The sequence below is a fragment of the Aminobacterium sp. UBA4908 genome (assembly GCF_002398115.1).
In the GTDB taxonomy this organism is placed as follows: Bacteria; Synergistota; Synergistia; order Synergistales; family Aminobacteriaceae; genus Aminobacterium; species Aminobacterium mobile.
Genome location: NZ_DHCG01000002.1, coordinates 538,194 through 559,574, shown reverse-complemented (window position 1 = coordinate 559,574; position 21,381 = coordinate 538,194). Strand labels below are relative to the sequence as shown.

18 protein-coding genes are annotated in these 21,381 nt (G+C 45.3%); all 18 read left to right on the top strand.

What is annotated here, in order from left to right:
• The 18 genes from B4J50_RS03570 (at position 1) to B4J50_RS03485 (ending at position 21,353) form a co-directional block, all read left to right on the top strand.
• On the top strand, positions 1-816 hold the full coding sequence (locus tag B4J50_RS03570) for an LpxI family protein (RefSeq protein ID WP_024821760.1): 816 nt from the start codon (positions 1-3) through the stop codon (positions 814-816).
• Positions 801-1,898, top strand: a complete 1,098-nt coding sequence (lpxB, locus tag B4J50_RS03565) for a lipid-A-disaccharide synthase (RefSeq protein WP_024821761.1) — start codon at positions 801-803, stop codon at positions 1,896-1,898. Before B4J50_RS03570 ends, lpxB begins: the two co-directional genes overlap by 16 nt.
• Positions 1,895-3,001, top strand: a complete 1,107-nt coding sequence (locus B4J50_RS03560) for a cdisaccharide synthetase (RefSeq protein WP_286846231.1) — start codon at positions 1,895-1,897, stop codon at positions 2,999-3,001. The genes lpxB and B4J50_RS03560 overlap by 4 nt, the downstream gene beginning before the upstream one ends.
• Positions 2,998-4,758 carry an ABC transporter ATP-binding protein gene (locus tag B4J50_RS03555; RefSeq protein WP_286846230.1) on the top strand — a complete coding sequence of 587 codons (1,761 nt, stop codon included), beginning with the start codon at positions 2,998-3,000 and terminating at the stop codon, positions 4,756-4,758. Before B4J50_RS03560 ends, B4J50_RS03555 begins: the two co-directional genes overlap by 4 nt.
• Complete coding sequence (locus tag B4J50_RS03550) at positions 4,688-7,006, top strand: lipid-A-disaccharide synthase-related protein (RefSeq protein ID WP_286846228.1); 2,319 nt, start codon at positions 4,688-4,690, stop codon at positions 7,004-7,006. The genes B4J50_RS03555 and B4J50_RS03550 overlap by 71 nt, the downstream gene beginning before the upstream one ends.
• Before the next feature lie 17 nt (positions 7,007-7,023).
• Entirely contained in the window at positions 7,024-7,881 is an 858-nt protein-coding gene (kdsA, locus tag B4J50_RS03545; protein ID WP_286846226.1) for a 3-deoxy-8-phosphooctulonate synthase, read from the top strand.
• Between the two features lie 2 nt (positions 7,882-7,883).
• Positions 7,884-8,891: a KpsF/GutQ family sugar-phosphate isomerase gene (locus tag B4J50_RS03540; RefSeq protein ID WP_024821766.1), complete on the top strand. Its 1,008-nt coding sequence runs from the start codon at positions 7,884-7,886 to the stop codon at positions 8,889-8,891.
• A gap of 13 nt (positions 8,892-8,904) precedes the next feature.
• The gene (locus tag B4J50_RS03535; protein ID WP_286846223.1) at positions 8,905-10,143 is read left to right on the top strand and encodes a 3-deoxy-D-manno-octulosonic acid transferase; all 1,239 of its coding nucleotides are present in this window, start codon (positions 8,905-8,907) and stop codon (positions 10,141-10,143) included.
• Positions 10,140-11,345 (top strand): hypothetical protein, encoded by a 1,206-nt coding sequence (locus B4J50_RS03530; protein ID WP_024821768.1) that lies wholly within the window; start codon positions 10,140-10,142, stop codon positions 11,343-11,345. The genes B4J50_RS03535 and B4J50_RS03530 overlap by 4 nt, the downstream gene beginning before the upstream one ends.
• A 2-nt stretch (positions 11,346-11,347) precedes the next feature.
• Positions 11,348-12,085, top strand: a complete 738-nt coding sequence (gene kdsB / locus B4J50_RS03525) for a 3-deoxy-manno-octulosonate cytidylyltransferase (protein WP_024821769.1) — start codon at positions 11,348-11,350, stop codon at positions 12,083-12,085.
• A 12-nt stretch (positions 12,086-12,097) separates the two neighbouring features.
• Entirely contained in the window at positions 12,098-13,225 is a 1,128-nt protein-coding gene (locus tag B4J50_RS03520) for a mitochondrial fission ELM1 family protein (protein ID WP_286846222.1), read from the top strand.
• Complete coding sequence (locus B4J50_RS03515) at positions 13,222-14,253, top strand: glycosyltransferase (RefSeq protein WP_024821771.1); 1,032 nt, start codon at positions 13,222-13,224, stop codon at positions 14,251-14,253. The genes B4J50_RS03520 and B4J50_RS03515 overlap by 4 nt, the downstream gene beginning before the upstream one ends.
• Before the next feature lie 14 nt (positions 14,254-14,267).
• Positions 14,268-15,344 (top strand): glycosyltransferase, encoded by a 1,077-nt coding sequence (locus B4J50_RS03510; RefSeq protein WP_286846221.1) that lies wholly within the window; start codon positions 14,268-14,270, stop codon positions 15,342-15,344.
• Positions 15,345-15,512: 168 nt separating this feature from the next.
• Positions 15,513-16,517, top strand: a complete 1,005-nt coding sequence (locus tag B4J50_RS03505) for a glycosyltransferase family 9 protein (RefSeq protein WP_024821773.1) — start codon at positions 15,513-15,515, stop codon at positions 16,515-16,517.
• Entirely contained in the window at positions 16,507-17,472 is a 966-nt protein-coding gene (locus tag B4J50_RS03500) for a glycosyltransferase family 9 protein (RefSeq protein WP_024821774.1), read from the top strand. Before B4J50_RS03505 ends, B4J50_RS03500 begins: the two co-directional genes overlap by 11 nt.
• Positions 17,473-17,551: 79 nt before the next feature.
• Positions 17,552-18,763 (top strand): O-antigen ligase family protein, encoded by a 1,212-nt coding sequence (locus B4J50_RS03495; protein ID WP_024821775.1) that lies wholly within the window; start codon positions 17,552-17,554, stop codon positions 18,761-18,763.
• Positions 18,764-19,013: 250 nt separating this feature from the next.
• A complete protein-coding gene (locus B4J50_RS03490) occupies positions 19,014-20,486 on the top strand; it encodes an S-layer homology domain-containing protein (protein WP_286953928.1) in 1,473 nt (490 codons plus the stop codon).
• A gap of 120 nt (positions 20,487-20,606) precedes the next feature.
• Positions 20,607-21,353, top strand: a complete 747-nt coding sequence (locus B4J50_RS03485; RefSeq protein WP_024821777.1) for a coiled-coil domain-containing protein — start codon at positions 20,607-20,609, stop codon at positions 21,351-21,353.
• Positions 21,354-21,381: the final 28 nt, after the last annotated feature.

The following is a 21,381-nucleotide window of genomic DNA, read 5'->3' as shown; positions in this document are numbered from 1 at the left end:
ATGAATAATATTGTTGCAATTATAGCGGGGGATGGGGCCCTCCCAGAGGCCATATGTTCTAAACTTCATCGAGAGGGGATTCCTGTATATCTTTTTCCCCTTGCAGATGATGTTCGCTCGCTGTCGCCGTATGTGACAGAAATTATTCCAGTAACTTCACTTAACCTTCAGGTTCTCTTAGAAAAGATGTTAATAAAAAAGGTGGACACTGTTATTCTTGCAGGCCGAGTTCCTAAAAGCCTTATGTACAATCGAGCAGCTCTTGACGAATTATTGCGTTTATCTCTATGCAATGGCGGCACGAACGATGATCATGCTTTGTTGGGGCGTATTGTGCAAACTATTGAGAGATCAGGACTTCGAGTGGCTGGATACAGGTCTATTGTCCCGGAACTTCTGGCTGAAATGGATTTTATAGCGGGACGCCAACCTACAGAACAAGAAAAAAGAGACATAGAATATGGTCGATATATTCTCTCCCACACGTTATCCCTTTCTTTCGGACAGAGCGTGGTTGTTTGTGACGGTTCGGTTGTAGCGATTGAGGCTATGGAAGGGACAGACGCCATGTTGAAACGGGCCGGAGAACTTGTACGCGGCGGCAGTGTCGTAAAGATGATGCGTGCCGATCAGGATGAACGTTTCGATATCCCAGTGGTGGGTCCTCTTACTCTTGAGGGGATGAAAACTGCGGGCCAGACATGTCTCGCCTTAGAGGCAGGACGCACCCTTATTTTAGAAAAGGAACAATTCCTTCAGCTTGCAGAATCTGCGAATATTTCTGTAGTGGGGGTTGAATCTTGTCAGTCTTTATAAGTTGTGGAGAACCGTCAGGGGATCACTATGCAGCCTTATTGATTGGTTCCCTTCGGAAAATAACGTCTCGCCCTATCTTCGGAATGCTGGGGAAAGAAGGACAACAAGCTGGAGGAGAGGCCCTTTGGTCTATAGACCAGTTAAGCCTTATGGGAACATCTGATATTATCTCTGCCATACCACGACTTCTTTCATTGAAAAAGACCATGGTCGATTATGTACTCCAAAAACGACCAGAGAGAATTGTCGTCATAGATAGTCCAGATTTCCACATTCCCCTTATTCGAAGCCTTCGTAAAAAAGGGTACAAGAAACCTATCTTTTACATTGCCCCCCCTACCGTATGGGCTTGGCGCTCGCGACGAATTCAATCGTTGCGTCGATATTGTACAGCTGTATTTCCTCTTCTAAGATTCGAGCATCTCTTTATGATTCGGCATGGTGTCCCTTCTGTATGGAAAGGGCATCCTTTCCTGGATGAATATGGGGCAGATTCTGTCACAGAACCTTCAAGTCGTACCATAGCTCTTTTGCCCGGAAGTCGAAAAGGGGAGGTAAAGAGACTTCTCCCTGTCCTTTTGGAATGTGCTGCTCTTTTTAAAGAAAAAGGGTATAATCCTGTTTTTTCGATTGCTCCTAGTTTCTCCTCAAAGTATCGAGAAGACCTAAAGGGAAAATTGATATCTTGGGATATTTTTGAAGGGAAAGGCATAGAGCTTATGAAAAAAAGTTGTCTTGTTATAGGGGCCAGTGGTACGGCAGCTCTAGAAGCGATGATGGTCAATCGTTTTATGGTGGTTATGTATAAAGGTTCCTTCATGTCGTGGTTTATCTATAAAATGATGGTGAAAACTCCATGGGTATCCTTGCCTAATATTATGGCAGGGGAGCAAGTATATCCCGAACTTTTACAGAAAAAAGCATCCTCCCACCGAGTAATGGAGGAAGCCCTTGCTTATCTTTCTGATCCCCTTGTAGCTGCGAGGAAACATGCAGATCTGGCCAGGGCTCGCTCTGGAATGGGGGAGTCGGGAGCTGTAGCCCTCTGGGCAGAAACAATCCTTCGAGGCGAAGTGCAATGAAACAGGTGACCCTTCTTGTAAATGGACCGGGAGAACTTTGGGGATGGTGTCGCCCTCTTACGAAGTCTCTGAAGCAGATGGCCTATCAAGTTACCATTTGGCTTTTACCCTGTCAGTTTTCCACTGGCAGAGAAATGGAGGTAGCTCTTCGTTTAGGGGCTGATGTTGTTGTGGGACCTCTTTCTGCAGGAGCCACGTTAGCGGCATTCCATCATCATAATACAGATATAGTTATACAGCTTGGCGGGGATTTGGTTTTTGGCCGCATCCTCGCCCGGCAGAATAAATCGCCTCTTTTATGTTATACCTATGGTGGAAAGAAAGGGCTTCAGCGTTGCGATAGTGTCCTTACAGCTTTTCAGGCTATGGCCGATACACTGCCACAAAAAACGGTAGTAGTAGGAGATTTGGTACAAGAGGGGTTGGCCATGGATTCGGGCCTTTCTCCCTGGCAAAGAAAAGATGGGGTCAAAATAGCGTTTTTCCCTGGCAGTCGACCGGCTATTCGCTCAAGGGCGCTTCCGTTTCTCTCAGAGGTCAGGTCTTTCCTTAGCAAAAGAATTAAAAATCTCCAGGTCGCGACACTTCTTTCTCCCTTTGCACACGTCGAAGAGCTTAACGCATGGAAAAAACAAGGATTAAATCCTACATGTACTGGAACGGCTGTGGCCCTTCGGGAAGCAGATCTGGCCCTTACGCAACCAGGGACCAATACCTTAGAGTTGATGTATATGGGAATTCCAACTCTTGTTGCAGTTCCTTTCGCCTTCTTGCAGGTGATCCCTCTCTCCGGGCTGGTGGGACTTACGGCAGCTTTGCCTGTAGTGGGGCCTGTGTTGAAAGAAAAAGTTTTACGTTCCATGGCACGTCGGCGAACATATTATGTAGCTTGGCCTAACCGATTGGCCCACCGACAGATCATGAAGGAAACTGTAGGGGAGCTTACTCCAAATGAGGTGGCGTTGCAGCTTGTGTCTCTCTATGAAGACAGAGAAAGTTATGAAGCCCAGCGAATGTTGCTTCATCATTGGGCGAACCTTGCTCCGAAAAACCCATCTCAAGTAATCTGTAGCATTGTGGAAAGGCTGTGTGTTTGTTCATGAAGAGTAAAAAACACATCTATTTTCGTTTGCTAGGTTATACGAAGCCTTATTTTGGGAGACTTTTGGCGGCTCTGGGCTGTATGGTGCTGTCTTCCGTCTTTACAGTGATACCTCCATGGCTTCTGAAAAACGTAGTAGATGATGTGCTTATCGCTAAAAAAATGATGGTCTTGAATGTGCTTTCCATAGGGCTCGTATTCCTCTTTATTGGCAAGGGGATAGCCTCTTATGGCCACCAGTACCTCATGAATTGGGTGGGGCAGCGTATTGTTATGGATTTGCGTGTGCGTCTTTATGATCATATGCAGAGAATGTCTTTACGATATATATATGGGAAACGCATTGGAGAACTTATGTCGCGTATTACCAACGATGTGAATGTACTCCAGAATATGGTGACGACTGTAATAGTAGACTTGGTGGTGCAAGGTATTACTTTTTTAGGAATGTTAGGGTTCCTTATTTATATTAACTGGCGTCTTACACTGGTTACCTTCGCTGTTCTCCCTGTAACTGTATGGATTCTTGACCATGCCTCTAAAAAACTTCGTATTGTGGGGCATAATATCCAGGAGGAACTGGCCCGGCTCTCTGCCACTGTACAGGAGGCTTTATCTGCCATTCGCATCGTCAGGTCTTTTGTAACAGAAGATTTGGAATCCAATCGATTTAAAGATCAAAACAAGGCTAATTTTAAAGCATTAATGCATGGAGTTCAGGTACAATCGGCCCTTTCAGGTATTATTGAAGTTATACTTATTGCCGCTCTAGCCTTGATTTTGTGGCTTGGAGGCCGCGATGTAATTTATGGAGCCTTGACCCCTGGCGAGCTTATTGCTTTTTTAGGCTATCTTGGTTTTTTAGTTCAACCTATTCGCGTCTTTACCAGAGTTGTAAGCAATATGCAGCTTGGCCTTGCCGCGTCAGAACGTATATTTGCAATTCTCGACACTCCTTGTGAGATCCATTCGCCCAAAAACCCTGTCCCTCTCGGCACGTTGAAAGGGGCAGTGACAATGGACGATGTTTGGTTTGCATATGTAGACGAACAGTGGGTTTTGAAAGGAGTGTCTCTTGAGGCTAAACCTGGGGAACGGGTTGCTATTGTAGGTTCTACTGGTGGAGGGAAATCTACTCTTATGGACCTCATTCCTCGATTTTATGATCCTCAGCGAGGATCTGTTTTTCTTGATGGACACAATGTGAAAAGCCTTGATCTCGTAGAGCTTCGGAAACAGATAGGTATTGTTCCCCAGGATCCTGTTTTGATGAAAGGGAGCTTGGCTTTCAATATCGCCTATGGTTTCCCAGATGCCACAATGGAAGATATTATTCGAGCTGCTCATATTGCGGGCATTCATGACTTTATCCAATCTCTCCCTGAAGGGTATGAAACGGAAGTGGGAGAGAGAGGAGTAACCCTTAGCGGTGGACAGCGTCAGCGTGTGGCTATCGCTCGTGCCATTATTCGTAACCCCCGCATTCTCATTCTAGATGAAGCTACTTCTTCTTTGGATGTAGCGGTGGAAAGCCAGGTACAGGAAGCTATGGAAAAGGCAATGGAAGGCAGAACATCTTTTGTGATCGCTCATCGTCTTTCCACTATTCGCAATGCCGATACCATTCTTGTCTTGAATGAGGGGAAAATTTCAGAGAGTGGTTCTCACGAAGAACTGCTTGTAAGAGGTGGATTGTATCGTCATCTCTACGATCTTCAGTTTGGTGGTGGAGAAACAGGTTATGAAAGTACTCCGTAGTTATCTTGATTGGGCGCGAGGGGATCGCCGAGTAAGTCCGTGGTCTCTCCTCATCCCCTTTGCTGGCATTTCTCACAGCCTGGTAGCAGCTCGTAACTACGCCTTTGACCACGGTCTTTTGGCGAGCTACGAGCCTTCTATTCCTGTTGTGAGTGTGGGTAACATTACCCTTGGGGGTACCAATAAAACTCCTTTTGTGGAGATGCTCTCTCGCCATTTCTTGGGAATGGGGATCCGGGTGGGTATTGTAAGTCGTGGATATGGAGGGCGAACCAACGATGAACCTGTAATTGTCCAGGGTTTTTCTGCTAATCGAGATATAGTAGGAGATGAACCGCTCCTTTTGGCTTCCCGGCTTTCAAATGTACCAGTAGCTGTTTCTCGAGATCGTCTCAAAGACGTGGAAGCTCTAAAAAAACATAATGTAGAGCTTATTGTGGCAGATGATGCCTTTCAGCACCGTCGGTTGGGCAGGGATGTGGATATTGTTCTGGTGGATGCGTGTTGTCCTTTTGGAAATGGGCGCCTTATTCCTGCCGGTATATTGAGAGAGCCTCCCAGAGCTTTAAAGCGAGCCCATATCGTAGTTATTACCAAAGCAGATCAGGTATCGAGTGAAGAACTTCGCGCTGTGCGAGAAAAACTTTTGAAATATGTCCCGGCTTCTCGTTTGTTTACATCGCGTCTTGAACTTAAAACATGGTCTTTTTGGCAAGGGAGCTGGAAAGATATTTCTGGATTTGAAGCTCGAGATTTACCCATAGTCGCCTTTTCAGCTATAGGAAGTCCAGCAAGCTTTAGAAGGACCTTGGAGCAAGCAGGGCTTAACGTATTAAAAGAACTTCGCTTTAAAGATCATCATCGTTTTGATGAAAGAGACATGAATAGGTTAGGTTCTCTGCGCAAAGAATTGGGAGCTGCCTACCTCGTGTGCACAGAAAAAGACGTATATAATTTGCCTGAATGGGATGGAGACTGTCCGTTGCTCGTACCTATTATTTCTACAGTGATAGATGAGGAGCCTCGATTTTGGCGTATTATAGCCCAAACGCTGCAACCTCGCCTGGTGGTGGCTTCCAACGGGTATGGGGAGGATGCTATGGGAGCGTTGCTCGCAGAAAAGATCCGCAATCGTTTCCCTGGTGCTCTCATCTCTTCTTTTCCTATAGTAGGGAAGGGCGAGCAATATCGTAATGCTGGTTTTATAGTGGATTCTTCTCCGTCTGAATCTCCTTCTGGCGGTGTCATAAAATATCATCTTTCTGATTTATGGCGAGATCTGCGCTCTGGGTTGGTACGGCATATTTTTTCTCAATTTAAGGCTTGGCGGCGGTTGAGAGGTACTGTTCGGACACCTCTTTGTGTAGGAGATGTCTATCTCCTACTTCACACTTTATGGGGGCAGGGACAGCTTCCCTTGCTTGTTGCCACAGCAAAAACAGTTTACCTTAGTGGACATTGGCGACTTGAGCGTTTTCTCATAAAACATCGATGTAGACGAGTATGGACTCGGGACGCAGAGACAGCTAAAGAGTTATCCCGTTCCCGAGCCAATGCAGTTTTTGCAGGGAATCCAATAATGGATCTTACCTGTGATAATAATAGTGGATCCTTCCAATGGCCAGAACATAAAGGAGTGAAGGTCCTTCTTTTACCTGGAAGCCGGCAACGTGCCTATCAGGATATGAAAATGCTTCTTGACGCAGCGTTGCTCCTTCAGGCAAAAACTCCATGTTCTTTTGTGGCCGTTATAGCTCCTTCTTTGGATGTGAGAGAGCTTGTGCAGGGAGCTCCTGGCTGGAAAGTTATTCAAAATGGCGCAGGTATAGAAAGAGATGGAATACAGGTGTTTTTCCATTTCGGCTCCCTTGTTTCAGTGGCTAATAACGCCCATATCCTTATAGGCCTCGGTGGAACCGCTAATCAGGTATGTGCAGGCCTGGGAGTTCCAGTGGTTTCTATTCGAGAGAAGGGGAAACTCGTACAGAAAAAACTATTGGGGAACTCTGAAGTCCTTGTGGCGCCTGAACCGAAAGCTTTGGCAGATGCTGCTTACGCTATCCTTACGGATAAGGAATTACGACAAGCGATGGCGGAAGAGGGGCGTCGGCGTCTCGGTGGCCCTGGTGCCCTTGATAATGTAGTGAACTACGTTGCAAAAGAATTAGGTTGGGATTTGCGTTGCCGAATATATGAAAAAGTGTTTTGCTTTGGCGTTTCCCATTCAGATGGGACGATTGAGGATTAAAGGCAGGGGATAGAAGAATGACACAAAAAGTACCTGTTGGAAATTTTACGGTCGGGGGCGACTCCCTCGTCATTATTGCCGGACCATGTTCCCTTGAGAGTCTCGAATTAGGTTTGGAAGTAGGGACAAAAGCTAAAGAGGTATGCGATAAACTCCATTTGAATTATATCTTCAAGGCTTCTTTCGATAAGGCCAATCGTACCTCAATCCATAGTTACCGCGGACCTGGTATGGAGGAAGGGCTTGAACAATTGGCTGAGATAAAACGTCGTTTAGGTGTTCCCATTCTCACCGATATTCACGAGTCGTGGCAAGCAGAACCAGTGGCGGAGGTGGCAGATATTTTACAGATTCCAGCCTTTCTTTGCCGTCAGACAGATTTGCTCGTGGCGGCCGCTGAAACGGGGCATCCTCTTCATATAAAAAAAGCTCAGTTCCTTGCTCCCCAGGATATGGCACAAGTAGTGGAGAAGTGTCGTGAAGCGAACAATCCTCACGTTATCCTTTGCGAGCGGGGAACAACCATGGGATACAATCAATTAGTAGTGGATATGCGATCCCTTGTACTCATGCGCAGCCTAGGCTGCCCAGTTGTTTTTGACGCGACTCATAGTGTGCAAATGCCTGGGGGGAAAGGTTCTTCCAGTGGTGGTGACCGCCGTTTTGCCCTTCCTTTGGCCAGAGCTGCTGCTGCGATAGGCATAGACGGTCTTTTCATTGAAACTCATCCTAACCCCGCTCAAGCAAAGAGTGATGGTCCGAACATGGTCCCTCTCCATAAGCTGGAGTATTTTTTGCGACAGATTAGCGAACTATGGTATACCGTAGAACAGGGAATGGGAAAAACAGATATAGATTGGGCAGAGGAGGCGTAGCCATGGTGTGTCTTCCTCGTGAGCGAGCCGGTATAGATCTTGACGATGCATGTCTCTTGCAAATCGGGCGTAAGGTACTGCAACAAGAAGCCCAGGAATTAAACAAGGCAGCTGGGCGTCTGGGAAGCGAGCTCGTAAAAGCAGCAAGGCTGATACATGATTGTAAAGGACGTCTCGTTGTTATAGGGATGGGTAAGTCAGGTCTCATTGGGCGGAAAATAGCTGCAACTCTTGCTTCTCTTGGAACCCCTTCCTTCTTTCTCCACGCAGCAGAGGGATCACATGGCGATCTGGGCATGGTTTGCAGAGAAGATGTGGGGCTCTTCATCAGCAATAGTGGCTGTACCCATGAAGTTGTGGCGTTGCTTCCTTTTTTCCGTCGTCTTGGCGCTCCAGTGGTTTCCATCACAGGGGGGCTCTCTTCTCCTTTAGCGAAAAACTCGGATATAGTTCTTGATTCAAGCGTGGAGAGGGAGGCAGACCCTTTGAACTTGGCTCCAACGAGCAGCACCACGTTACAGCTAGCCATTGGAGATGCATTGGCTGGTATGGTTACGGAGCTTCGCGGTCTCGGCGAAGACGATTTCGCCCTCTTCCATCCTGGCGGAGCCTTGGGGCGCCGGCTTCTTACAAAAATAGAGGACGTTATGGGAGCGGGAGAAAAATTACCTGTCGTCAGAAACCACGTAAAAGTAAGTGACGCCCTTTTCGAAATGACGAGCAAGGGGTATGGTGCCACTATTATTGTGAATGAGAATGGAAAATTAGAGGGGATATTTACGGATGGAGACCTCAGACGTCTCATAGCTCGGCGAGGGGTAGAGTGCCTTACAGATGTTGTAGCTGGGGCTATGACGCGAAATCCTATTACTATAGGGCCTGATCGGCTAGCTGCCGAAGCTGTTCGTATTATGGAGGAAAAAGAAATTTCTGTAATAGTTGTGGTTAAGGATGATAAGCCTATAGGGATAGTTCACCTTCATGAAATTTTAAAGGCGGGGGTGGCATAAGCTGAACTATAGTATGTACCGAGCCCTAGTGTCTGCTGCCTACCTCGCAGTGTACCCTTGGTTGGCGAAGAGATACCAGATAGGGCTGTCTGAAAGAAAAGCTCTGTACGCTCCAGAAAAACAAAGGATGTTTTCGGAAAGACCTTTATGGGTTCATGCTGTTTCAGTGGGAGAGGTCCAATCGGCGTGGCCTCTTTTAGAAGAGGTTCATACCGATCCGGTTTCCATTCCGGTAGTGCTTTCGACAACGACGCCTACCGGTCGTGCTATGGCGTATCAACTGACTCCCCATCTCTTTAACACCCATATATACTATCCTTGGGACATCCCTTGGATTATTAAAAGGGCTCTTGATAATATGAACCCTCGCGCCTATGCGGTAATAGAAACTGAAATATGGCCTAATCTATTGAAGGAACTTGAGAAGAGGCGTATTCCGGCTTTTCTCGTTAATGGAAGATTCTCTGTGTCTACCTCTGCGAGAGCTAAAAAAAGCGCTCATTTTTGGAGAGATATTTATTCTTGTTTTACCCGCCTTATGGTTCGTTCTGATAAAGATGCTGACCACCTTCTCTCTCTAGGAGTATCTGCCCATAAGATAGTTGTAACGGGAGATTGCAAAGTAGATGCTCTTCGTTTGCGCCATAAAGATGTAGATCTTTCTTTTTGGCAGAGCACTCTTGGCACAGAACGTCCGCTTTTTTTGGCAGGGAGTACCCACACTGGTGAGGATGAAATAGTGCTCAAGGCGTTTCGCATTGTTCGCGAACGTTTCCCAAAGGCTCGGCTTATTATTGTCCCCCGTCATCCCGAAAGAGCTGCTGATGTAGAGCGATTAGCTGGGAATGTTGCTCGTACCTGCCGGCTTTCTTCTTTGTCCGAAGGCTGGTCTATCTTAATAGTAGATAAAATAGGAGTTCTTTTTGAATTATATGGTGTTGTTGATAGTGCATTTATAGGAGGAAGCCTCGTCCCTAAAGGTGGACAGAACCTTATGGAGGCTGCTGCCTTTCGAGTGCCGGTGTGTCATGGCCCTCATATGGAAGATTTCCCTGAAGCGGCAGAAGCGCTGGGTGATCTTAATGTATCTGTAGTTGTCAGGAGTGCAGATGAAATGGCGAAGCGATGGATGGGAAGCCTCTCGCCATCTCTTAGAGAAACTGTTCAAAAAGGCTCGCGCCTTTATTTTGAACAGGTGGGAGGCGCCGCCCGAGCGTCGTGGAAAGAGATCCGAGAGGAGATGAGCATATGAATCTGAACAAGGATCTGTTAAAAAAATTCTACAATAATCTTGATTCGCGCTCTCAAGAGAGTTTAGATGAAGCGGTAGAGAAGATGATTGCGGTCAAGAAGCAAAATGGCAAAATTGTTGTTGCTACTGGTAGTGGCCCTAATATCCACGAGGGGGTAACTACTCTTATCGCTGAACTTATGGATAAAGGCATTATCGATGGAGTGACTACCAGTTCTGCTGTGGTAGGACATGAAATGGCAGGGGCCCTCGATAAAGTCAAAATGTGCAATGCAGCAGACCTCGGCTTCGAAGAACGTTTTATGCCGCGTGGCAATGTTTTTGAATTCACGCAGCTTACGGCCGATGCGCTACAACAAATTCGTCAAGAAATGGTGCTTGATGAACAGCTCCTTGAACAGGGGAATAAAGTTGACGGCCATATAGTTCTTAAAGCTGCTGGTAATATGGCATATCCGATGGGGCTTCGAAATGAAACGATAGCGGGAGAAATTTTAACCATATGCCGAGCGTACGGTCTCCCCTTTGAAGTTGTAGCTGGGTGGGGGGCCGATCATCACACCATGATCGGTATTGGAGCGGAAAAAGGACTTCCAGTACTTGTAAGTATCCCTCAGATGATTGGAAGTGGCCATGTCGGGATGGCTATTGGAGACAGCATTTCTATCTGCGAGCGTTCCATGCGTATCGCTCATATGTTGGGAGATGCCGATATCATTATAGAGTCGGCAGTAGCCCTGACCCAGGAAATTCATGACGGCCCCTTTGAATGTTATACAGGTCACGGCATTTGGTCGTGGTGGAAAGGCCTTCAAACCTATAGCCTTCGAGATAAGACATTGATCCGGATTGACCTCGACGAAAACTTGAGAAAAGCTCAGGATCTGCAGAAACAAAGTGCCATGATTCAGGAGGCCATCAATAAGGGGCTTCCTAAAACTAAAATATCAAGAATTCCTTTCCGTATGGAAATGTCTGCTTTTGCCCGACATGAAGGGAGCATTCCCATTATCGGTGATATAGGGCAAGTATGGCCTCTTATGGCGTGGCGAGTTGCCGAGGCTCTCAATATATCCCTCGATTTCATGAGCTATTCTCAGGAGACAGAGGAAGGGAAAGCCATGCGCGAGTGGATTGTGAATGAAGTGAAGTTCCTCAATAGGGGAAAGCTTCTCCAGAAAGCAAAGGAGTATCGACTATAACCATGAATATTCTTGGAGTGATTCCAGCACGTTACGGTTCAACCCGTTTGCCAGGGAAACCTCTCGCTGATATTTGTGGAAAACCTTTGATTCAGCATGTTTATGAGCAGGCTTCCCGCGCATCGCTTATAGGTGCTCTTATTGTGGCTACTGATGATGAGAGAATTGTGGAGGCTGTACAGGCCTTTAACGGCAATGCAGTACTTACTGGAGCGGATCACCCTAACGGGACAAGCCGAGTGGCGGAAGTGGCTAGAAATATGAATGTAGATCTCGTGATCAACATTCAGGGAGATGAGCCCTTGCTTGACCCTCAGATGATTGATGAGGTGGCCGGAGCTCTTATGGAAGATGAAACGGTAGTATCTGCCACCCTGTGTGCACCTATTACAGACGAGCAGGCTCTCTCTGATCCGAATGTGGTGAAGGTTGTACGGGATAGAAGGGGTTTTGCCTTGTATTTTAGCCGGTCACCTATTCCTTATTTCAGAGTTCAAGCATCTCTTCCTGTGTATGAGCATATTGGAATATATGGCTACAGAAAAGATTTTCTCATGAAATATGTAGAGCTTGAGAATACCCCCCTCTCTACTGTAGAGTCTCTTGAACAGCTTAAAATTCTGGAGAATGGCTACAGTATGAAGGTACTAGAGACGAAAGTAACGCATCGCGGTCCGAGCGTGGACACACCAGAGGATCTAGAGGCTGTTCGTCGCATTATGGGTAAAATAACTCTGTAAGGAGGAACGTATATGTCTCAATCCCCTGAGATGGTCATTATCCTCAGTGACGGAATTCGCGGCCATCTTTTTCAAAGCCGAGGGATTGCCGGGTGGCTTGCCAAATATACAGGTGCGGAGATTGTTGAATTTCAAGTCCCTAAAATCTCAGGATTTATGAAATTTTACCTTTTGAAATTGCAAGGACGACGCCTTCCTTCTATGAACAAAGAAGAGCTGCATTGTTGGTTTGCAAAATCGGGGGGGCATCCCCTCGTGGAAGAATGTCAGCTCCATCTTCAAAAAAATAAAGTTGATTCGAGACGCGTTCTTTTTATTTCGGCAGGAAGCGGTGCAGCGGCTTTTAACGTAGCTCTTTCTAAATATTTGGGGTCAAAAAGCTGTGCCCTTATGACTCCGTCCTTCATAGGTACGGATCCTTTTGATTTTGCAGTAGTGCCTCTTCATGATAAGCCGAAAGGAGAAGCAAACGTTTTGTCGACTCTTGGTGCCCCTAACTCGATCTTTCCGGAAAAATTATGTGAAGCGTCGAAAGAACTGTCTTCCATATATCCTCCAGAATCTCATCGTCGTTGGGCTCTTCTTATTGGTGGCGATGATGCTAATTATTGTATAAGCTCCATATGGATGCACAAAAATATTTCACCTATTATCAGGGCAGCTCAAGAAAAAAATATAGATCTTTACATTACTACGTCACGACGAACATCAGCAGAAGCGGAGCAGGCTCTTATTGAAGTGGCGGGAGAAAGCCCTCAGGTAAAAATGCTTCTTCTTGCGTCCCAAGATCCTATGAATCCTGTTCCTGGCATGATGGGGCTCTGCAATAGGGTATTTTGTACGGAAGATTCTGTCTCCATGGTTTCAGAGGCTGTAACGGCAGGGCATCGTGTTATATTAATGCGAGTGGAGCATCGACAGGGAATAAAAAAGGTGCTTCAAACATGTATGAAACCTTTTTATTCGTGGGGTATTTCACGTTTCAATACCCTCTTTGATGCATTGAAAGAAAAAAGGTGTTTAGTAGAGTATTCCGCACATTGTCTTGATGAGCTTGATGGTGATTATCAGAGCTCTGTTACTGATTTTAACGAAGCTCGACGTGCCGCTTTGTGGATTATAGAGAGGTGGAAAGAATGAAAATCATTGAACTAGTCCCAGAACTTCAGGAAGGGGGCGTGGAACGCCATCTACTCTGGATGACTGAAAAGCTAGTAGAGCGTGGCCACGAAGTGTTAATTATTTCGGCAGGAGGGAAAATGACCTCCCTATTTCACTCTCAAGTGAAGCAATGGATTCTCCCTGTCCATAAAAAGAACCCCTTAACCGCATGGTCTTGTGCTCAAAAAATAGCCGATCGAGCGAAACTAGAGGGATGGAATATTCTCCATGCACATTCCAGAGTCCCTGCGTGGATAGCCATGTGGGCTTCAAAAAAAGCCAATATACCGTACATAGTGACAGGCCATGTTCTCTTCGGGAATAAATCTCCGTGGATCTATTACCCCTATCGCAAAGCGTTTAAAGTCATATGCGTTAGTCATGCTGTAGAAGATGGCATGGTATCTTGTTTTTCTGGAAATACTCAAGTTATACACAATGGATTAACCGAACCTCCTTTTTATTGGAAGGGGCCGGACTCCGAAGATGTTACAACACGTTTCCTTTTCGTGGGACGTCTTTCCAAGGTAAAAGGAATTCAAGATATAATTGAAGTACTGCCTCGTTTGCAAGGTTCCTGGTCTTTAGATGTATTAGGTGACGGACCTATTATGGAAGAGCTTAAAAACCGTGTAAAAGATCTTGATCTGGAAGATCGCGTGACTTTTTATGGTTTCCGTGACGATCCCGATTATTGGATGCAGCGTTGCTCATGCCTCCTTTTCCCATCGTATGGGGAGGGGATGCCCCTTACTCTGGCCAGGGCTATCCAGATGAAAGTTCCAGTTATAGCATCAAATATATTGCCGGTTCGGGAGCTTGCAAAATCTGATGAAGGGTTGTTACCGCCAGGCAATCTTCATGCTTGGAGTAATGCTTTGCAGTTTTTCATCAATACAAAAAAAACAATTTGTAAATTTGACCCTGACATCATTCCAACTCTCGACCAAATGACTGATACAGTTGAGACTATTTATAGGAAGGCATTGATGACATATACAGTGTGAGGGGGAGACATTTATTGAAAGTTCTTCACTACGTAAATGAGGGAAATTTAGCATGGGTCCAGCCCTGGATGCAACTCCTTGATGCTCTGCGAACAAAGGGAATATGTAATGTAGTTATGTGTCCGGAGTATGGAACATTAGCCTCTATAGCTCGGGAGCATAATTTTGAGGTACGAACCTGTAAAGCCCCCTTCCCGTGGGCTCCGGCTCTTTGCTTGGAAGTGGGGAAGACTGTAAAGAGCGTAAAACCTGATCTGATTCATACCCGCCTTTCCTCGGCAGCGGCTCTTGGCGGTTATTGGGGATATAAATTGGGTATTCCTGTAGTGGCGACTCTCGATAAGTACCCTAAAACAAAATATTATACCCATGTTACACACCTCGTTGGGTGTTCACGGGCGGTTTCAAAGCACATGATAGACCAGGGAATTCCTGAGAAAAAAGTCTCTACTATTCATAACCCTGTACTCTTTGAGCGTTACATAAGAAATGAAGAGAAGAGGTTAGAGCTTCGCGAAAAAGCAGGGATTGAAGAAGGCCAGATAGTAGTTCTAGGTGCGGGGCGTTTTGTAAAGTGGAAAGCTTTTGACGTTCTTATAAAAGCGGCAGCAAAAATTGAATCTAGTAAAAATTGGGTTCTTTGGCTTGTGGGAGACGGATCAGAAAGAAAACATCTTGAAAGGCTTGTGGAAGAATATTGTCTTCAAGACCGAACCACGTTTTGGGGATTCGCCTCAGATGTTCGCCCGCATCTTTGGGCATCGGATATTTTTGTTCAGCCTTCAGGTGGTCCGGAAGGTTTTAGTCTCATGTTGTTGGAAGCCATGGCGTCTGGACTCCCTGCTATTGCTACAAATATTGGTGGAACCCTTGATATTTTAGAAGAAGGTTCAAATGGCTGGTTCGTAAAGCCAGGTGATGTTGATGGTTTATGTCGTGTCCTGTCTTTTGCTTTAGATCAAGCTGATCTCACCGAGGTTGGTCTTCGTGCCTCTCAAAGTGCAGCCCGTTTTCGGGTGGAACCCATAGCGTGTCAGCACGAGGATTTATATAGATTTTTAGTACAGAACAAAACGGAGCTAGGGAAATAGAGAAATATTGGGAAATTCTTGTTTCCCCCACTTCGTATCATATGCCTACCTAATGTGTTGTGGTTGCTCAATGTTTGAGATGTTACTTAAAGACGAATCTCAACGCTTAAATCCAAATACATAATGGAATATAGAAGTTTTTATTTTCAACATCATCAGAGGAATAATATGAATATAGAAAAATCTCGTGTTTCTCGAGTGCTTGTTATAGGCCTTTCTTGTATTGGAGATATGCTCTTTGCAACGGCGGCTCTTAGAAATTTGCGCTGTTTATTGCCTGATGCTCATTTCACGCTTTGGGCTCCTCCACGTGTTATCGACATGTTCGTGGATGATCCTATGTGGGATAATGTTGATCTTTACGACCGTAAGAAAGTCTTTTCCGGGATATCTGGGCGTTTAAAGGCTATAAAGAAAATGAGAGAAGGTCAATTTGATCTCGTACTGGATTTACGAGAAACCTTAATGCCCATAGTTAGCGGGGCTCTCTACGCTCCTTTGCTAGCGGTGAAAGAAATTTTCTTCCCCAAGAGGATTCATGAAGTAGAAAAATGGCTTTATTTTTTATCGTCCATGGGAGTACCAATATGGAATCGTAATATGAGGCTTTATATATCCCCTCAGAATAAGTATGAAGTAGAAAAAAAGTTGAGCCCTCTTCGAAAAGGGAGACCTTTTTTTATATTGAACCCTGGAGCAGATTCTAGCAAACGTTGGCCTGTAGAATCTTATGGCGAACTTGCATGTCTCTTGGCGAAAAAATATGGTGCGCTGATCGGTGTCATTGGATATAGCGATTATGAACAAGAACTTGCTGCTAGAGTTCTTTCAAAACTAAAAGACGCAGGGCTTGATCTTTCAGGACGTCTTTCCCTTCCTACTCTGGCTGCGTGGCTTGCAGCAGCAGATTTGGTTGTGTCGAATGATACTGGCCCTCTACACATGGCTGCTGCTCTCTCTACTCCAGTTGTCGGTATCTATGGCCCGTCCCTGCCACAAATCAATGGGCCGTGGGGAACAGTACACCGCGCAGTCATCCCTCCGGTACCATGCGCACCGTGTCTACAAGGAAAAAATTGTACCCGGGGAGTGGGAAGTTGTCTCGCGGCTCTTAGTGTAGATAAAGTTTTTGAGGCCTGCAGAGGAGTACTGGAGGAATTCCATGGCTATTAAAGAGTTACCACCTCTTCGTGGACGTGTCCTTGTAATAGCTTATAGTGCTTTTGGCGATATTGTGCAAAAAATGGCCGGTGTTAAAGCGCTTAAAAAATGTTATCCGGACCTCTCTGTTACATGGTTATCATGTTCTCCTTATAAACAACTTGTGGAAGTTCAACCTTTTGTAAACGATGTTCTCTCCTGGGATCGTTCTTTAGGGAACCGAGGTTTTTTAAAACTTCTCAATAACATAAGGAAGAGGCATTTCGATGTAGTTCTTGACTTAAAGGGAACAGACCGTTCGTTACTCATGACACTGTTTTCTCGCGCTCCTGTGTGCATTGGCTGGCACGCTCGAATCCCTTTTTTTCATAATTATTTTACCTATGATCCATGGAGTTTCCTGAACATAGATGTTCATAGAGAAAAGGGCCCGCATATCTTTATTCCCGATGAATTGAAAGAAACCATAAGAAAGCAATTCAAATTTGATAAAGCTCCCCTTATCGTTTGTGTTGTTGGAGCGAGCAAACCTGAAAAGTGCTGGCCGATCGGCCATTGGGTGCGTTTCTTGGATATGCTTGCTGGGTACGACGCGAATATCTGCATTATAGGGCATGGCACAACAGAAGAAAGATTATCTGAACAGTTATGTCATGAAACCCGAAACAACAAAGTCTGCAATGCAACAGGCCAGTTATCTTTCTTGGAAATGGGTGCTATGATAGCGCGAGCGTCTCTTGTAATCGGTGGTGATACGGGGCCTTCTCATTTTGCTGAGGAGCTGGGGGTTCCCCTTATTGGTTTATTTGGCCCCACTGAGCCTCATGAGGCTGGCTATAAAAATATAGTAGCTTTATTAGCTGAATGTACGCATGTGGGGTGTCAAAACTGGAGATGCTCATTCCCATGTATGGAGACCATTACTCCACAAAAAGTATTGAATGCAACGCTTTCTTTGCTGGCGTGATGGTCACAAGACAAGAGATAGTCTTTAACGCTGCCATTCAGGTGCTCTCATATCACGAATAAAGGGGCTTTATATAAAGATGAAGCGTCAAATATTTTGGGCTGAATTTGGTTTTTTGTTTGCTATTTTCATGGCTCCTTGGGGGCCTGTTTTACGTTATTTAGGTTGGCTTTTTGCTTTCGTAGGATTGGGGATGGATTTACGAAAGGGTAAATCTTTCAGAGGCGTTCTTGACCCTTTTATATCGAGGGCTCTCTTGCTTTTCCTTTCTTGGGCTGTGGTTTCCACTTCGTTATTCAAACATGATCTTTATTCATGGGGGAAAGGGATCTCTTTAGCATTAGAGTTTTCTTTTGCCATATGGCTTGCCGCTTATGTTTTTCAAGAGCAAGGTGCTTTGAGGCGATGGAAACATGTATGGACGTTAGGTATAGCCTTATCTCTTGTCCACCTCATTGGGGGAGAGTTGCTTCTTCTCACGCGAGAGCTTTTTTCTAATATCAATACGATTGGTATTTATGCATGTATTATTGTACCCTTTGTTTTAGCTCTTTTCTTCGAGAGCGAGAATAGACTTCTCGCTTGGGGGTATGCCCTGCTCTTTTGGGGGAGTATTCTTGCTCTTATTGTCAGTTTTAGCTCAGCAGCATGGATAGCGGGGGGCATTGCCCTTCTTCTGCAACTTTGGGTAAGTCGAATATCTTCGAAAGAGATCAAAATTCTTGTTTTATCCTTTCTTGCCTGTAGTGTCGTAACGTTTTTAGTCTTAACAATATGGCTTCCAGAAAAAGGAGTGGCCTTTGCTTCCTATTTTCAGCGAGAAGTACAACAAATCCTTTCTATAAATGACATAGATAACTTTTCTACTCATCGAATTTATATTTGGAAAGGTGCATGGAATCTAATAAAAGAAAAACCTCTTATAGGGTGGGGATGGGGTGATTTCTCTCAGGCCTTTGCTCAGGTAAATGCTTCCTGGTGGAATCCTGAAATAACAAAACTGAGCGTATATCGGGATGACGCACATAGCATGTATCTTAACATTGCTATTTTTGGAGGTATTCCTACATTGCTTCTCGTTATTGCCATACACCTCCGGGGAGCCTGGCTTGCTTTTCAGAAAGGGAATTGCAACGAGAAAGGTAAATACATTTATTATGCTATTTTTGCCTCTATAACAAGTCAACTTATTTACAGTTTGGCTGGCGACATGTTTTCATTCCGTTTTAAAGGTGCTATACTATATTGGACTTTAATAGGCATAGTTAGCATGAAGGATTATGTGAAATGATACAGAAGTCCTATTTTCATAAAGTAACTTTCACGGTAGTATAACCAGCGAAATTGCTGAGTTCTTTGATAATTTAACTTGGTTCATTATATTGCTTCATTCATCCGTAAGTATCTCTGAAGGCAGGAAAGGAGGTGCCGACAACCCCCGGCCATAAAGAGGGAGCGGATGTTGAGGGCGGAGAAAACACAGTTCTGTTGCGAAGACAAAAGAAGGAAACGAGGATACTTCTCTAAGGTCTTCAAAAAGAATGTGTGATCCCGCAAATACAAAAAAAGACAACCAAGGGGGTTGCACAAATATGAAAAAGATTCTTGCACTTGTTGCAGTAGCAGTTCTGGTTGCGTTTGCCGCACCAGCATTTGCTGCCAATCCGTTTATGGATGTACCTATGAACCATTGGGCCTATGATGCAGTAGGCCAGCTTGCTTCTCGTGGTGTAGTTTCCGGCTATCCTGATGGCTCCTACAAAGGGAACCAGCCCATGACCCGTTATGAAATGGCTTCTCTCGTTGCCCGCGCACTGGCTGTTGTTGACATGAACAAAGCCAGCAAGCAGGATGTTGAGATGCTGAAGAAACTCGTTGTTGAGTTCAAAGACGAGCTTGACGCTCTTGGCGTGAAGGTTGACAAACTTGACAGCAGAGTAGCCGTTCTTGAAGAGAACCTTGGCGGCTGGAAATTCTGGGGCGAGTTCCGTTTCGATGCTAAGTTCGCCGATGAAGAGAACGGGCTTTACACGAATAATGGAGATACCGATTTTAACCTGAATCGTTACCGTATTTGGATGCGCAAGAAGGTTGACGACAAAGTAACCTTCACGGCTCGTCTGGGACAGGGTAACGGCAATGGGACTCTTCGTAACGATGTTCGTTGGGATTACTACTGGATCGATGTTGCCCTTCCTTGGGACTTTGCCATGAAGGCTGGACTTTGGACCATGGACTGGCAGGATGAAGACGGTCTCTATACTGATAATGATGCTCTTTTCACCGATAGAGCTCATAAAGGTTTCTACTTTGCAAGACCCTTCAGCATGGGTGAGTTTGCAGCTTACGCTTCAAGAGAAGACGCTGATATTGATGAAGTTTTTGAGTATGGTGCTCGTGTAAAGTTTAACTTCAACGAGAAGTTCTGGGTGTCTGGAAACTATATCCAGAGAGATCTTGATGTTGCTGGTGGCGATCTGGAAGATGATGCTAACGTATGGTGGGCGGCTCTTGGCGTGAACTTTAGCGATAATTGGGCAGTCAGAGGTGCTTACTACAAAGAGGATCTTGGTTTGAATGTAACAACTGGTGAAGATAAGCCGGCAGCATGGCAGGCTATCCTTGATGTCAAGCAGGAAGCTCTTGGCTTTACCTCTGTTTGGGTTGAGTACTTAGACTTCGACGAGAACTTCACAGCTCTTACCGATGGTCCTTGGGATCTCTATGGTACAGTAACCGGAACGGATCTTGGAAATCAGTATGATAACGTTCTGTTCGTGAAGTTGAACCAGAAGTGGAGCGACAAGTGGAGCACTTTCCAGCGCTATTTGAGTGGAAGCGCTCGTGGAACAGGTGCCCTTATTGACGACACCACTAACTGGACTGTTGGTGTGAAGTACTATTACACCCCAGCTCTTTCTTTCGAGTTGCTCTATGATAAGATCGAGAACAGCCAGGCTGTAAAAGGCGTTGACGATAACGTAGTTCGCTTCCGTACCCACGTGGTATTCTAAGCTGGTTGAGTTGTTAATTAAGTAGCTAAAAGGGGAACCCAAATTGGGTTCCCCTTTTTTCATAGGCTATTGCAGTGTATAATACTCCCAGTTTGTGTTGAACTTGAGGAGGGACAGTGCGTGAAGCTGAGACGATTCCTTATAGGAGCTTGTACCGTGTTATTCCTGCTGGGATCTGCTTTCCCCGGCTTGGCAGACGAGAAAATATTGAGTCGTTGGTCGAAGACGAATCATTACGAAAACGACATAGGCAGTGAACTGTGGGTGACGGCGTCTTATTATGCCTCTGAATATGTAGAGGCCTTAGTGCAGAGCGAGGCGCAAAAGAATTTGTGGACAGCTGACGAGTCTGAGCAGTATAAGTATGAACTTTTGAAGACACTGAATTTGAGCGAGTACATTCCTATTTTTATCGCTTTCGATAATCGTGGCCCATCTTTGCACATGGCGCCTTTTAATGATCAACTTACTTTGTGGGTAGGAAAGAAAAAACTACAGCCTGTTGATTACGACAAGCGTTTTAACTTTAAGTTGCAGGGTAAGCGTGAAGGGTTTGTGTACTTCCCTCGGTATGATGAAAAAGGGAAGCCTATTCTTGAGGGAGTAAAGTCTGTACGCCTTACGATAAATGGAGGCATTAGTCCGGTAACTATGGGTAAGTCTATTGAATATATCTGGGATGTAGCTGATGACCACCCAGAAAAGCTCTACGCAGGTAAAGCTGCCGCCCGTCTTGAACTAGATCGTTTGATCAAACGCCTCGATAAACTCAACGAGGAGAAGAAGAATCTTGAGGGCGAACTTGATAAGGTTAATGCAGAACTGCAAGAGATTCAGAAACGTGTAGACGAGTTGCAGCGTCAATAATGATGAAGAAGATAAGAGGACGGCATGT

What these genes read in the sequence shown, in the direction of transcription:
- B4J50_RS03555 (WP_286846230.1), top strand. Translation starts at nt 2,998, where the DNA reads ATGAAGAGTAAAAAACACATCTATTTTCGTTTGCTAGGTTATACGAAG.
- kdsA (WP_286846226.1), top strand. Translation starts at nt 7,024, where the DNA reads ATGACACAAAAAGTACCTGTTGGAAATTTTACGGTCGGGGGCGACTCC.
- B4J50_RS03530 (WP_024821768.1), top strand. Translation starts at nt 10,140, where the DNA reads ATGAATCTGAACAAGGATCTGTTAAAAAAATTCTACAATAATCTTGAT.
- B4J50_RS03495 (WP_024821775.1), top strand. Translation starts at nt 17,552, where the DNA reads ATGAAGCGTCAAATATTTTGGGCTGAATTTGGTTTTTTGTTTGCTATT.
- B4J50_RS03570 (WP_024821760.1), top strand. Translation starts at nt 1, where the DNA reads ATGAATAATATTGTTGCAATTATAGCGGGGGATGGGGCCCTCCCAGAG.
- kdsB (WP_024821769.1), top strand. Translation starts at nt 11,348, where the DNA reads ATGAATATTCTTGGAGTGATTCCAGCACGTTACGGTTCAACCCGTTTG.
- B4J50_RS03505 (WP_024821773.1), top strand. Translation starts at nt 15,513, where the DNA reads ATGAATATAGAAAAATCTCGTGTTTCTCGAGTGCTTGTTATAGGCCTT.
- B4J50_RS03520 (WP_286846222.1), top strand. Translation starts at nt 12,098, where the DNA reads ATGTCTCAATCCCCTGAGATGGTCATTATCCTCAGTGACGGAATTCGC.
- B4J50_RS03500 (WP_024821774.1), top strand. Translation starts at nt 16,507, where the DNA reads ATGGCTATTAAAGAGTTACCACCTCTTCGTGGACGTGTCCTTGTAATA.
- B4J50_RS03515 (WP_024821771.1), top strand. Translation starts at nt 13,222, where the DNA reads ATGAAAATCATTGAACTAGTCCCAGAACTTCAGGAAGGGGGCGTGGAA.
- B4J50_RS03490 (WP_286953928.1), top strand. Translation starts at nt 19,014, where the DNA reads ATGTGTGATCCCGCAAATACAAAAAAAGACAACCAAGGGGGTTGCACA.
- B4J50_RS03535 (WP_286846223.1), top strand. Translation starts at nt 8,905, where the DNA reads ATGTACCGAGCCCTAGTGTCTGCTGCCTACCTCGCAGTGTACCCTTGG.
- B4J50_RS03560 (WP_286846231.1), top strand. Translation starts at nt 1,895, where the DNA reads ATGAAACAGGTGACCCTTCTTGTAAATGGACCGGGAGAACTTTGGGGA.
- B4J50_RS03540 (WP_024821766.1), top strand. Translation starts at nt 7,884, where the DNA reads ATGGTGTGTCTTCCTCGTGAGCGAGCCGGTATAGATCTTGACGATGCA.